General features: G+C 35.4%; 13 protein-coding genes. 4 read left to right on the plus strand and 9 right to left on the minus strand.

Annotated features, from left to right (window positions below):
- Positions 1 to 13: 13 nt before the first annotated feature.
- The 3 genes from MHH69_RS15460 to MHH69_RS15470 all read right to left on the minus strand — a co-directional run bounded on the left by MHH69_RS15460 (position 14) and on the right by MHH69_RS15470 (position 2314).
- A complete protein-coding gene (locus MHH69_RS15460; protein ID WP_341362680.1) occupies positions 14 to 1351 on the minus strand; it encodes a DUF2252 domain-containing protein in 1338 nt (445 codons plus the stop codon).
- A gap of 42 nt (positions 1352 to 1393) precedes the next feature.
- Positions 1394 to 1627 (minus strand): gamma-type small acid-soluble spore protein, encoded by a 234-nt coding sequence (locus MHH69_RS15465; protein WP_341362681.1) that lies wholly within the window; start codon positions 1625 to 1627, stop codon positions 1394 to 1396.
- Between the two features lie 66 nt (positions 1628 to 1693).
- Complete coding sequence (locus MHH69_RS15470; protein ID WP_341362682.1) at positions 1694 to 2314, minus strand: hypothetical protein; 621 nt, start codon at positions 2312 to 2314, stop codon at positions 1694 to 1696.
- 274 nt (positions 2315 to 2588) lie between these two features.
- Here MHH69_RS15470 and MHH69_RS15475 point away from each other — a divergent pair, with 274 nt between their 5' ends.
- Positions 2589 to 3170, plus strand: coding sequence for a YitT family protein (locus tag MHH69_RS15475; protein ID WP_122971521.1), 582 nt, complete (start codon positions 2589 to 2591; stop codon positions 3168 to 3170).
- A 42-nt stretch (positions 3171 to 3212) separates the two neighbouring features.
- Here the strand turns inward: MHH69_RS15475 and MHH69_RS15480 are convergent, their stop codons facing one another.
- Positions 3213 to 4094 (minus strand): DMT family transporter, encoded by an 882-nt coding sequence (locus MHH69_RS15480; protein ID WP_341362683.1) that lies wholly within the window; start codon positions 4092 to 4094, stop codon positions 3213 to 3215.
- Positions 4095 to 4298: 204 nt separating this feature from the next.
- On the opposite strand from MHH69_RS15480, the gene MHH69_RS15485 reads away from it, so the two are divergent.
- Positions 4299 to 4793 (plus strand): L,D-transpeptidase family protein, encoded by a 495-nt coding sequence (locus MHH69_RS15485; protein WP_122971553.1) that lies wholly within the window; start codon positions 4299 to 4301, stop codon positions 4791 to 4793.
- Positions 4794 to 4840: 47 nt separating this feature from the next.
- On the opposite strand, the gene MHH69_RS15490 is transcribed toward MHH69_RS15485, so the two are convergent.
- Both MHH69_RS15490 and MHH69_RS15495 read right to left on the minus strand, forming a co-directional pair.
- Positions 4841 to 5530, minus strand: a complete 690-nt coding sequence (locus MHH69_RS15490; protein ID WP_122971519.1) for a hypothetical protein — start codon at positions 5528 to 5530, stop codon at positions 4841 to 4843.
- A gap of 148 nt (positions 5531 to 5678) precedes the next feature.
- The gene (locus tag MHH69_RS15495) at positions 5679 to 6380 is read right to left on the minus strand and encodes a DUF421 domain-containing protein (protein ID WP_341362684.1); all 702 of its coding nucleotides are present in this window, start codon (positions 6378 to 6380) and stop codon (positions 5679 to 5681) included.
- A 186-nt stretch (positions 6381 to 6566) separates the two neighbouring features.
- On the opposite strand from MHH69_RS15495, the gene MHH69_RS15500 reads away from it, so the two are divergent.
- Both MHH69_RS15500 and MHH69_RS15505 read left to right on the plus strand, forming a co-directional pair.
- Complete coding sequence (locus MHH69_RS15500) at positions 6567 to 8228, plus strand: ribonuclease J (RefSeq protein ID WP_341362685.1); 1662 nt, start codon at positions 6567 to 6569, stop codon at positions 8226 to 8228.
- A gap of 173 nt (positions 8229 to 8401) precedes the next feature.
- Complete coding sequence (locus tag MHH69_RS15505; RefSeq protein ID WP_122971516.1) at positions 8402 to 10033, plus strand: catalase; 1632 nt, start codon at positions 8402 to 8404, stop codon at positions 10031 to 10033.
- Positions 10034 to 10110: 77 nt separating this feature from the next.
- Here the strand turns inward: MHH69_RS15505 and MHH69_RS15510 are convergent, their stop codons facing one another.
- The 3 genes from MHH69_RS15510 to yhbH all read right to left on the minus strand — a co-directional run bounded on the left by MHH69_RS15510 (position 10111) and on the right by yhbH (position 13996).
- Positions 10111 to 11040, minus strand: a complete 930-nt coding sequence (locus tag MHH69_RS15510; protein ID WP_341362686.1) for an SDR family oxidoreductase — start codon at positions 11038 to 11040, stop codon at positions 10111 to 10113.
- A gap of 352 nt (positions 11041 to 11392) precedes the next feature.
- Complete coding sequence (locus tag MHH69_RS15515) at positions 11393 to 12793, minus strand: SpoVR family protein (RefSeq protein ID WP_341362687.1); 1401 nt, start codon at positions 12791 to 12793, stop codon at positions 11393 to 11395.
- Positions 12794 to 12832: 39 nt separating this feature from the next.
- Entirely contained in the window at positions 12833 to 13996 is a 1164-nt protein-coding gene (yhbH, locus tag MHH69_RS15520) for a sporulation protein YhbH (protein WP_341362688.1), read from the minus strand.
- Between the last annotated feature and the right edge of the window lie 122 nt (positions 13997 to 14118).

The following is a 14118-nucleotide window of genomic DNA, read 5'->3' on the forward strand; positions in this document are numbered from 1 at the left end:
AGAACAACCTTATTTAATCGTTCCATTTCTCAGAAACCCACGTGCAAAAAAGATCATAATCTTGATTGACTTGTTCTTTATAGGCCATTGAGACAAAAATAATTTGATTGCAAAACGTTTCAAAGTCTTGACCAATTGCATTTAAAATTTCTTCTTCACTTTCATGGTTGAACAGTTCGTTTTCCGTATTAACATCTGCCCGAGCATGAATTTTAGCGGTCACTTTCCCCATAATTTGGACAGTTGCTTCAAAATCCTCTGACGTTAAAAGGGAAGTTATTTTCACTTTCTTTTTATAAGGTGAACGTTCCCGCACGTAAAACTCCCGTCCGTCAATTGTTAAATAACCAAGATAAGGATCTTCTAAATGGTGCATTGCCTTTTGAGTTGCCACAACCCGTTTCCCTTGATGGTCGTATTTTTTCCAAAATTTTTCGCGATAAGGTAGAAAGTAAGCTGGTATTGGGGTGCGTACTTCTTTTACTTCAAGTACTAAATCATCCACTCCGTTTGCATCCTTTTCCCCTTCAATTAAAATGTAATATCGATCTAACCCAATAGAAGCTGTACCTGTGCCATGTTTTCTCGCAATATCTTTTATTGTATAAAAGGAAAACTCTTTTTTATCTTCTATATCTAACGAATGGAAGTAGTTCTCCGTTAACGTTTTAAGCATCGTACTTTCTTCAAAGGAAACCGGCTCAATTTCTTCTGACCAAGAAAATACTCGTTTCCCCTCATTGTTAATGTAGGTAATATCTTTTAACAAATGGTCTCGTTGTCTTTTCCCCAGCTTTTTTAAAACCTTTTTTACAGGACCCTTTGTATTTTGTTCAGTAAAGGTTAAACTAAACGGATCATCCTTTCCTTTTTTAAACCGTTTCAATTGATGGTAATAGGCATCAATATATGCTTTTATTTGTCTTTGTTGCTCATGATTAGAGAGTCCTTGAGCTTCACAAGATAATGCAATGCTTACAGACATACGTATAAGATCATATAAATAGGAACCTATGTATCCTTCATCAAAGTCATTCACATCGTAAACAATCTCGCCTTTTTCGTTTTGAAAAGCCCCAAAGTTTTCCATATGTAAGTCACCTTGAATCCAAGTCGGTTTATCAATACTTGTATGAAAGGAAAACGGAATTTTTGACATATCATAGTAAAATAAATAAGCACTGCCTCTAAAAAAACGAAAAGGACTTTCCATCATTTTTGTATACTTCATTTTTCTTTTCTCATCACTCAATACCATACAGTGTCCATCAAATTCATTCAATACTGTATCAATAACTAATTTTCGTAAAACTTCCCTTGTGTCTTTCACACGGTTTAATAACGCTTCCATAACACCCCCTCCTTTTCTCATATTACAATTATACCCATTATTTCAAACCAATTGAATGAAAATAAAAAAGAACCCAGATGGGCTATAATTATATGGATAAATTTTCTTTTTAACTTCCTCAACCTTTGTATTGCTGTATTGTTTCGTGTTATGTCCACCTGTTTTAGCTAACAATTGCAGCACTTCTTTATAGGACATACCCGCTTCTGCATTTTTTCGTTTTACTTCTTCTATATCAGTTCCAGCAACAGTAAAACGATGTCCATTGTTATCCATCTTTCCATCACCCCGCTAAAGGATATAAAAAACGCCCCATAAAGAGGCGTTTTGCGTTTTTCCAAACTAGAACTTATTCTTACCTTGTTCTGCTTGTTGGTTTTGGCGTTTTACTTCATTGATATCAGTACCTGTCACTGTTTGATTTGCAGAAGGTCCTGATTGAGCAAACGGTCCTGCTTCTTGAGCGATTTCTTCTCTTACTTTTTGTGGGTTTGTCCCGATAGATGGGTTACCGAAAGATTGTTTCCCTGCTTGTCCAGCTTGTCCTGTTTTACCGAAAGCAAATGGACCCGCTTCTTGAGCGATTTCTTCTCTTACTTTTTGTGGGTTTGTCCCGATAGATGGGTTACTGAAAGAAGATTGTTGACCCGCTTGACCAGCTTGTCCTGTTTTACCGAAGGCAAATGGACCCGCTTCTTGAGCGATTTCTTCTCTTACTTTTTGTGGGTTTGTCCCGATAGATGGGTTACTGAAAGAAGATTGTTGACCCGCTTGACCAGCTTGTCCTGTTTTACCGAAGGCAAATGGACCCGCTTCTTGAGCGATTTCTTCTTTTACTTTTTGTGGATCAGTACCAAAGGAAGATCCTGAAGAACCTTGTGCATTTTGGCGCTTTACTTCATTAATATCAGTACCAGCTGATGTGAATCGCTTACCATTACCATTACCATTATTGTTTTGCATGTCAAAAACACCTCCAAAAATGTTATGTGCTTATCATGGCAATTATCTGTTTTATTATGAGTGCAATTAATTTTTTTCTTTTGTATAATTTCCTCGCTTCTAGACAACGCCATAATCAAGAGAGTTCATAGTTTAAAACCATTTATTAGAAAAATAATGGATAATGTTTTTTTCAATGCTGATACTACAAATTATTTAAGTAACAAATTAGTCATACATTTTCTGCCCTACTTCCTCATAAAATGATGCATGTCCATTTTACGAGGAGAATTGCATGATACGGAAAGGAATAGCAATTGTTGTAGGAAGTATTTTTCTATCTTTAGGTATTAATGTTTTTTTAACCCCCTATGAAATTTTAGATGGCGGAATTATTGGACTTTCTTTAATAACCCATTATTTGTTTCATTTAAAAATTGGTTTAATGATTATTGTTTTAAGTATTCCCATTTTTATTTTAGCCTGGTTTAAATATAAAAATTATTTTTACAATAGCCTCCACGGCTTACTTATATCTTCCCTTATTATTGATATGTTCAAACCACTTCGTTCCATTGTTCAGTTCGATCCACTCATCAGTTCGATATTAGGTGGAATCCTTGTAGGTTTAGGTATTGGTCTCATGCTTCGTTATAAGACGAGTACAGGTGGGACAGACTTACTAGCCCAATTTATCGCTGATAAAACGGCAATGAATGTGGGGATTGTTATCTTTTTTATTGATGCTGCTGTAGTTGGCTTAGGTGGGATTTTTATTTCCACAAGGACGTTATTTTTATCTATCGTCACGATATTTATCGTTGGAATTACAACGAGCATAATGACAAGTCGTCGTCATCTTGAAAAGCATTCTTAAGGATTTTGGCAAATAAAAAATGCCTCTAGATTAAAGAGACATTTAAGTTAATTTTCCGAGTTGCTTCCTTTTAAGGAAGGATAACTTTGTTTCAGAAATAATTATGGCACAAAGAATTAAAATCGCACCTATCACCATTCTTATCGTTAACACTTCATTTAAAAGGAGTACCGAAAAAACCATTCCCCAAAAGGATTCCGTTGATAAAATAATAGCTGTTTTCGTTTCGTTCGTAAATTTTTGCGCAATTGTTTGGAATAAATAAGCGATAGTTGTTGAAAAAACCGCTAAATAAATAATAGAAGATACTGCTTCTATTTCCATTGAATAATGAACTTCTCCTTTGAATAAAACAACAATCCACGCTAACAGACTTGCAACAGCCATTTGTATAATCGTTAACGTAATTGGATCCTCTTCCTTTACATATTTGGACGTATAAAAAATTTGATAAGCAAATGCTACAGCACAACCTAATGTTAAAAGATCTCCAATATTAAGATCCATTGATAATTGTAAAGATAGGAATCCAATACCGATAATCGCTAAAATGGCACCGGCCAATTCGAACTTATCAATTTTTCTTTTATAAGAGAGATAGGCTATAAACGGAACAAGTACAACGTTTACAGCAGTTAAAAAGGCATTTTTGGAAGGTGTCGTAAACTGTAGACCTACCGTTTGCAAAGCGAAAGCTACGTATAAAAAGAATCCTAATACAAATCCTTTTTTAATCACTCCGATATGTATCCCTTTTAATTTCTTATAAAAAATCATACTTAATATAATAAAACCAACTAAAAAACGACCAGCTAATACTTGATAAGGTGAGTAATGATCAAGGGAAATTGCACTAACAACAAAGCCACTCCCCCATATAATCGCTGTAATACATAGCATCAATTCTCCAACGTATTTCCGCATAATGGCCTCCATTTACCGTTCTTTATAAATAAATATCATTATAAACAAACGAAAAATAAATTTGAATATTTATTTATATTAAACAATTCCCTTTCTGTAAATAAATCGGCTTTCGTTGCTTGTTAAATATTTGCGATACATATTTTTTTGCGAGGAACCTATGCATAGAATAGAAAGATATTATGTTGAACGGAGATGATGACACTGCTTCATACGGTTAAAAGCGGGGAAACGTTAAACCAAATTTCTTTAGATTATCGAACACCTTTGTCAGCCATTATCCAAGCCAACCCGAATATTAATCCAAATGTGATTAACGTAGGGCAATTAATTGAAATTCCCGGTTTTCCGGATCCTAATACACTCCCTTATCGAATCGAAGTGTCAATAAACGGTCGTTGGCTAAGACTTTTTCGGGACGGTGTCCTTCAAAAACAATATCCAATAGCCGTTGGAAGAATGTTGTACGAGACGCCAGTTGGTGATTTTATTATTATTAATAGAGCACCAAATCCAGGTGGTCCATATGGAACGATGTGGATGAGTTTATCAAAACAAAGTTATGGTATCCACGGTACAAACGATCCGAGTTCGATTGGTCAGGCTGTTTCTCGGGGATGTATTCGGATGTACAACGAAGACGTCGAAGAATTAGCTAGAACAATCCCAATCGGGACTCGCGTTACAATACATCCATAGTAAATGTAGACATAAAAAAACTTGCATTACTGCAAGCAGTTAAAAGATTAAGTCCATCCCTTTATAACCATTTCATTTCTATCCTTTTCTACCTCGTTTCGTTTAATAATCAAACTAATTTTTTGGTACCATTTTTGACATTCTTTAAACAGATCTTTATATTCGTCTAAATCCTTTGGAATCGCTTGTTTATTGTCTAGAAAAACGTATTCCACTATTGGACTGGATAAATCATCTACTACCATTTTAAGCATTAATTTTTTTACTTCTTTATCCTTTTTCTCTTCTGAATCTTCTACATCATTTACATGGACATCGATTTTTGCACCGCCATCAATTAACGACCAACCATGGACACCACCCTTGGATGTTAGTGCAACATTTTTATTATCTTCTACTATCGCTATTTCATAAATTTCTTGAAAATGATATTCCTTTTTTTCAAATTCATCATCGATGTCTTCCCTTTCCAATATTCGTAATGTATTCGTATATTCATCAATCATTAACGCATTTAAATAATCGGCAGAAACGATATAACGGGTATGGGGATACTGTTCTACTTGTTCAATCGTATCATTTAATAATGCCTCGTTGCGTTTTCGAACATCTTTATTTAATTCATATAGCCACCAAAAACCTAACCCAACGGCAATGATAAAAAAGAGTGCTTTACCAGTTTTAAATGCTAAAAAAAGATAGATAACTTCTAATAATAATAAAAATAACTGGAACAACCTTCTCACCCCATTCTTCTAGTTTTTAAGTTTTCTAGTAGTTATAAAAATAGTATTCCCCAACCTTCCATTTCATTCTCTTTTTAATTAAAAAACAGAAAAAAAATAGAATCCTTAAAACGGATTCTATTTCTATTTAAAATGAATGTTAATATAAAAACACTTTTAAGTTATTTTGTTGATCAATTGTAGCTAATAAAACATCTTGAATATCTACTTTATATGTGGAAAGGATTGCATTTTTTATCCACTCTTCATTTTGTGCTATATTGCTTAGTTGATTAAAATCAATTTTCCCTTCTTTAATAATGACAATTGGTAAAGTGTATTGCTGCTGTGGCATATTGATATCCTTTTGAGTGAGTGGTTGATTTTCAGGATAAAGGAAACTTGAAATGGTCCCATCTGCTTCCCAAAAGGCAAAGGCAACTTTTTGAATATCTTCTATTTTGTCTTTCCGTAACTCTGCTAGTAAATAATCTATGGATATTCTAGCTTTTGTTAAGTTTTTTGAAAGAATTTGCCCATTTTTAATAAGAGGTAACGGAGTTGGTTCGATAAAATGTCTAAAAGACATCCATTTAAGACTTAAATAGACACACCCAATATACAAAATAATTAATACGGACATTGTAATCATGGATCCACCCATTCCCAACCCTTCATCAGATAATGGATGGGCAATAATATTTCCGACTGTAATTGCCATCGCGAAATCAAGTATGCCTAGTTGTGAAATAGAACGATGTCCCATTATTTTCGCTGCAATAAACAAAAAGATAAATGCAATGATTGCTCTTAAAACCCATTGAATTGCTTTTAATGATTCTTGTCCATATAAAAATTCCAATATGACACTTCCTTCAAATCAATCTATCTGTTTTATTCTCGCCCTTTTTTCCATTAATATACAAGCGATTATTATCAGATAAACTAATCAAAATCGTCTCCTACTAAGAATTTGTTCTCCGGTATAGGACAACAATGTTATAGCTATACTTAACTGTAGTAAAAGTCGTTGAAAAGAGGGGTCAGTTTGTCTGATAAAAATACATTATCCATTTTTGCCTTAGGCGGTATTAATGAAATCGGCAAAAACATGTATGTCATCGAATATGGAGACGATCTTGTCATTGTAGATTGCGGAGCAAAGTTTGCCGATGAGTCTTTATTAGGTATTAATTTAATCATTCCTGATGTGAGTTATTTACAGGAAAATCAACATAAAATTCGAGGGTTAGTTGTAACCCATGGCCATGAAGACCATATTGGTGGGATACCATATTTTTTAAAAAAGTTAAATGTACCTATATACGCTACCCGTTTCACCCTTGGGTTAATCGAATTAAAATTAAAAGAACATAAGCTTTTAAGGGAATCTACTTTAATCGAGATTCATTCAGAATCCCATTTAGATTTTGGAAAAATACAGGTTAGTTTTTTTAGGGTAAGTCATAGTATTCCTGATTGTTTAGGGATTGTATTCCATACTCCTGAAGGAAATGTCGTTCATACTGGGGATTTTAAATTTGATTTAACACCGGTTAATGACCAGTACTCAGATATTCATAAAATGGCGAAAATCGGTGAAGAAGGGGTGTTAATGCTTATTTCGGAAAGTACAAATGCTGAACGTCCGGGCTCGACCCCATCAGAACATGAAGTCGGTTCTCACATTGAAGAAGCTTTTTCGGGTGCAACAGGGAAAATTATTATTTCCACTTTTGCTTCCAACGTCAATCGGGTTCAACAAATTGTACATGCTGCCATTAAAACAAATCGAAAACTTGCATTACTCGGCCGCAGCATGGTAAATGTCGTAAAAGTAGCGAAAGAACGGGGATATGTAGAAATTCCAGACTGGATGTTAATCGAAGCCCGGGATGTAAAACAATATCCACCAGATAGGGTTGTTGTTTTATGTACTGGGAGCCAAGGTGAGCCATTAGCTGCCCTTTCCCGCCTATCAACAAACAACAATCGAGACGTAAAAGTTTTACCAGATGATACGGTCATCTTTGCTGCGTCACCCATTCCCGGAAACGAAAAGGATGTTTCGAAAATTGTGGACAACCTTTTCCAATTAGGAGCTAGAGTCATTTACGGTTCATCAAGTATTACAGGAATGCATGTTTCAGGCCACGGCTATCAAGAAGATTTAAAACTAATGTTAACTCTCATGAAACCAAAATATTTCATTCCTATTCACGGAGAATATCGCATGCTCCATTTACATCGTATTTTAGCAGAGACAGTTGGCGTAGAAAGGAACAATACGTTCATTATTCGAAATGGTGATGTTGTCGATATCGAATATGGTGAAGCTCGCCAAACTCGTAAAATTACAGCTGGGGATACGTATGTGGATAATGTAGGCGATGACGAAATCGTGGATATCGTATTGCGAGACCGCAAACAGCTATCTGAAGAAGGAATGCTTGTAATTGTATTAACAATAAGTAAAGAAGATGGCAGTCGCATTTCCGAACCGGATTGTATTTCACGAGGTTTTGTTTACGCAAAAGATTCTGAAAAACTTATACAAGATATTAACGAAATTGTAAAACGAACGATTGATCCATTTAAAGATCCGAACATTCTCGGAATGAAAAGAGCTATTAAAAAAGAAGTTGGTATATTCTTGTCAGAAAAAACAAAGAAAAAGCCAATGATTTTACCTATCATATTTGCTATATAAATCGGAAAGTGTTGAATCAGTATATATCGGTTCAACACTTTTTTCTTCTTTCTCTACCCATTTCGAATACTTTTTTACGGTATAGGCAAATATAGTAATGTTCAATTTTTATTTTACACTAGCACCAAATAGTACCGATAAACAGGGTGCACAAAAAGAAAGGATGATATTTCATGGAAAAAGACCCTTCTAACCAAGAAAAACATCAAACGAATATTGAGGACGATGGTACATTAACGAACAGGCAAGGTCACCCGATTACGAATAACCAAAACATTCGTACAGTTGGCAACCGTGGCCCAGCTACTTTAGAGAATTATGATTTCATTGAGAAAATAAGTCATTTTGACCGTGAAAAAGTGCCAGAGCGAATTGTACACGCCCGTGGAGCAGGTGCCCATGGTTATTTTGAAGCTTACGGTACAGTAGGAAATGAACCTGTTTCAAAATATACCCGCGCAAAATTGTTCCAAGAAAAAGGAAAACGTACACCTGTATTTGTACGATTCTCGACAGTAGTTCATGGATTACATTCTCCTGAAACCGTTCGTGACCCACGTGGGTTTGCAGTTAAATTTTATACAGAGGATGGCAACTGGGATTTAGTAGGGAATAACTTAAAAATTTTCTTCATTCGTGATGCGATGAAATTCCCAGATATGATCCATGCTTTCCGTCCAGATCCTGTTACGAATATTCAAGATTCTCGTCGTTTCTTTGATTTTTGTGCGAATTCTCCTGAAACATTCCATATGGTAACCCTCGTTTACTCACCATGGGGGATCCCTGCAAACTATCGAATGATGCAAGGTTCCGGAGTTAACACGTATAAATGGGTAAACAATGAAGGGAAAGCTGTATTAGTAAAATATCATTGGGAACCGAAGCAAGGTATTAAAAACTTAACGGTGAAAGAAGCAGAAGAGATTCAAGCGAAAAACTTCAATCATGCGACCCAAGATTTATACGAAGCAATTGAACGTGGGGATTACCCTGAATGGGAACTATTTGTTCAAATTATGGAAGATGGTCCACATCCAGAACTTGATTTTGACCCATTAGATGATACAAAACTATGGCCAAATGATAAATTCCCTTGGTTACCAGTAGGACGAATGGTTTTAAATAAAAATCCTGAAAACTACTTCAATGAAGTTGAACAAGCGGCATTTGGTACAGGTGTTCTTGTGGATGGTTTAGATTTCTCTGACGATAAAATGTTGCAAGGAAGAACATTCTCTTATTCGGATACGCAACGTTATCGTGTAGGTGCCAACTATTTACAACTACCTATTAACGCTGCGAAGAAACGAGTAGCTACAAACCAAGAAGGTGGGCAATTACGTTACTACAACGATAAAGCTCCTGGCCAAAATTTACATGTCAACTATGAACCTTCCAGTATGGGTGGCTTAAAAGAAGCGGAACAAGTTGGCAAGGAATATACACCTAAGGTTGAGGGGAATTTAGTCCGCGAATCCATTGAACGTAACGATAATACAAAACAAGCTGGCGAAACATATCGTAGCTTCGAACAATGGGAAAAGGATGAACTTATTAACAATTTAGTTAACGATCTTGCTATTTGTCCAAAGGATATACAAGATAAAATGATGGCCCTTGCCGATGAAGCGGACGAGGAATACGGCCGTCGTTTAAGGGAAGGATTAGCTGAAAAAGCAAAATCCATGAACAATAAAGAAGAATTCGGTAAAGAATTTAATCCCCATCCTCTTGGCGCAAAAGAAGCAGATCAAGCGGTTAAAGATGCTGTTGATAAAGGGCACGACGCTGATCCATATTAATGTTTAGAAACTAATTGAAATGCACAAATGCTGATAATCATCACATTTGTGCATTTTTTCATTCAAATCATTTCCTGTTAAGAGGTCATAAACTGCCCACCATTAACATGAAGCGTTTGTCCTGTTACAAATCGAGAATCATCCGATGCTAAATATACATAAGTTGGAGCTAATTCAAAAGGCTGTCCTTGCCGTTGCATTGGATTACCTGCGATTGTTACAGCATCAGCTGAAAAACTAGAAGGTATTAACGGCGTCCATATTCGACCAGGAGCAACGGCATTAACTCTAATCCCCTTTTTTACTAAGTTATTCGCTAGTGCTCTAGTAAATCCAACATTCGCAGCTTTCGTCGCACTGTAATCAATTAGTTCTTCATTGCCATCATAAGCAACAACAGAAGCTGTATTGATAATCGAACTACCCGCTTTTAAATGGGGCAATGCTGCTCGCGTTGTGTAAAAATGGGAATAAATATTCACTTTAAACGTATCATCAAACTGTTCATCGGTAATATCGAGTAAGCTTAATTGCTGAAATTGAATCCCAACATGGTTACATAAAATATTCAGTTTCCCAAAAGTTTCGATTGTCTTTTGAACAATATATTCACATTGCTTTTTATTTCTTAAATCACCGGGTAATAGTAAACAACGCCTACCAAGTTCTTCAATTCTATTTTTCGTACGATTGGCATCTTCATGTTCATCTAAGTAAGCAATGGCTACGTCCGCACCTTCTTTCGCAAATGCTATCGCCACTGCTGCCCCGATACCACTATCTCCACCAGTAATTAATGCCACTTTCCCTTTTAATTTCATCGATCCTTTATATTGGGGATTTTCAATAATCGGTCTCGGCACCATTAAACATTCTAATCCTGGTTGTCGATATTGCCTTTGCTCAGGTACTGTTATTGGAATATCTTCCACTCGGGTAATTGTTCCATAGTTTGGATATAGGGGATATGCACCGTCCATACACGCATTTTTCTTTTTGTTTTCCATAGTACCCTCCTAGTAAAAGTAAAACTATGGTCATTTTATGTAAACAACATGAATTGGGTGCCTATCTCTATAAAAATTAAGTTCACTAAATAACCTTTATGAGAATAATATGTGGATAAATAGTTATAGGAGGAGTTATATGTTTTATTCCCAACATTGTCCTGGAGTAAATAAGTTATTAATAAATCATTCTAACGAAAAAGTAAAAGTCCAGTATGCAAACAATAAAGTTCCCTTTCTCTTACCTGCCATAAGCTTTAGACCACCCCATTATATGAACCCAAGATGCGAATGGAATTATCCTATTATTTAAACAAAAAAGCCCGTAAACTTAGCTTACGGGCTCTTTTATCTATAATGCCTTTCGGTAGTTTCTTTTCCCATCATACGTATATAACACTGGCTTTTGTTCAACAAAGGTTTCTAGATGTACAGGGCGGCCCCAAAGTTGATAAATGTACGGAAGCACATTTTCTAAATAATGGGGGTCAAGCTCCATCCCTTCATAACCATGTTTTAAGTATAACTCGCCATTTCTTAAATAGTCCCCATTTTCTACTACAATATAAGGAAATCCTCCATTTACTCTCATCGAAACAAGTTGATCTCTTACATTTCGATAATCCTTATCTGTAATTTTATAATCAGAACCTTTTTTCTCAAACAAATACATATCTTCTTGTTCTACTAATTCCTTCGTTAAATAGTTTCGAATAAAGGAAATATCCGATTCAATTTCTCGCACTTCAAAAATTTTCTCTCGTCCAGAGCCGGGTTTTATACCCATTCGTCTCATCTCTTCGGTAGGATGATCATAACGTTTTTCAATATCTTCAAAGATCTTCAATCCCAAATAGTAAGGGTTAATAGAAGTTTTGGACGGTTGCACAACACCGGCATTTAATTTTGCATATTCTATCGTTTCATCTGTTGTTAAATTTAACTCCCTCATAATCCGTTGATGCCAGTAGGAAGCCCAGCCTTCGTTCATAATTTTCGTTTCCAATTGTGGCCAGAAGTATAACATTTCCTCTCGCATCATCGTTAAAATATCCCTTTGCCATTCTTCCAATTCACGACTGTATAATTCAATAAAAAGGAGCAAATCCTTTTCAGGTTTTGGAGGAAATTTTTTTCTCTTATAACGAACAGTTGGCTTCGGTTCTTCTTTTTTATCTAAATCCCATAAATCATCATAAGGTGATTTAGAAACAAAGCTATCCTCTTCTTCTATATCATCTTCATACTCTAGTAAGTTAGGTCTTACTATAGAAGGATCAATGTGCTCTTGAATGGCTAACACAGCATCTAAAAACTGCTCCACTTCATCTTTTCCATAAAGCATCTCATAGTTTGCAATTCGTTCAGCTGTTGCGGTCATACTTTCGACCATATCTCTCCTCGTATTTGAAAAGCGCACATTATTTTTAAAGAAGTCACAATGGGCTAATACGTGGGCTATAATTAATTTATTTTGAGTTAACGAATTCGTATCGAGTAAAAAAGCATAACAAGGATTAGAATTGATAACTAACTCATAAATTTGGCTTAAACCTAAATCATATTGTAGCTTCATTTTATGAAATTGTTTTCCGAAGCTCCAATGGGAGAAACGAGTCGGCATTCCGTATGCACCAATCGTATAAATAATATCAGCAGGGCAAATTTCATAATGCATAGGGAAAAAATCTAATCCAAAATCAATTGCAATTTCTGTAATTTCTTCAATAGCTTTATGAAGCTCTTTTTCCACACCTTTTCCCCCCGTTAAAAAATTCTCGGGCCCTTTTCCCTAAACAGTCGTCTCCTGTTTTTGGAAAAAGTTTTTTAATGCTTCATATACATCTTTCTTTTGTCTTAAAATGTAATGTCGGAACTTTGGATTTTCAATTTTCTTAAATGTTGACATTAACGAAGAATAACGATTATTCGGATTTACTTCCCCGTAGCCAAACATACTTGAAAGTTCCATTAATTCATTTACTAATCTCAAACATTTCTCATTATCCGTTGAGAAATTTTCTCCGTCCGAGAAATGAACAGGGTAAATATTATAGCGAACTGGACTATATTTCTCATCGATTAATTCTAGCGCTTTCGAATAGGCAGAAGAGCAAATAGTTCCTCCGCTTTCACCCTTTGTGAAGAACTCTTCTTCCGTTACAACTTTAGCTTCTGTATGATGGGCAATAAATTCAATTTCAACGGATTGGTACTTCGTTCTTAAAAAGCGCGTCATCCAAAAGAAAAAACTACGAGCGCAAAATTTTTCAAAATTCCCCATCGATCCACTCGTATCCATCATGGCAAGAACAACGGCCCTTGTTTCAGGTTTTGTTACTTCATCCCAAGTTTTAAAACGTAAATCATCGTTATGAATAGGCGCAATTTCCGCTTTTCCTTTCATAGCGTTCCGTTTAATCGCTGTTAATATCGTTCTTTTCTTATCAATGTTGCCCATTAAACCTTTTTTACGAATATCATTGAACTCGATTTTTTCTGTCGTAATATCTGCCATCTCTTTCTTTTCTAAGTTAGGAAGCTCTAATTCTTTGAACAACATATTTTGAACATCTTCTAAACTAACTTCAGCTTCATAGTAATCGTTACCTGGTTGATCACCAGCTTTTTTCCCTTGACCTTGTGCTTCATTTCCAGGTTTACCGTCGCGGGCTACCACATCACCAATTTGACTATCTCCTTGACCTTGACCAACATGTTTCGATTTCCCATAGTTATAACGAATTTTATACTCATCTAATGAACGAATAGGTATTTTTATCACTTCACGACCATTGGACATGATAATACTTTCTTCACTAATTAAATCTGGCAAATTATTTTTTATTGCATCTTTTACTTTTTCCATATGTCGTTGTTGATCTTGGTACCCTTTACGATGGAGTGACCAGTTTTCCTGAGAGACGACAAAGTTTCGATTCTGATTTTCACTCATTTTATCCTCACCCATCTTTGAAATTTCCCATTTTTAAAAGAAGGGAAAATCACTTTTTTTATAATATGCGAATTTTCTGATATATTTCACTACATTTTAATAAAAAAAAGTGAGTGTCCTAA

The sequence above is a fragment of the Ureibacillus sp. FSL E2-3493 genome (genome assembly GCF_038077515.1).
Taxonomy (GTDB): Bacteria; Bacillota; Bacilli; order Bacillales_A; family Planococcaceae; genus Ureibacillus; species Ureibacillus halotolerans.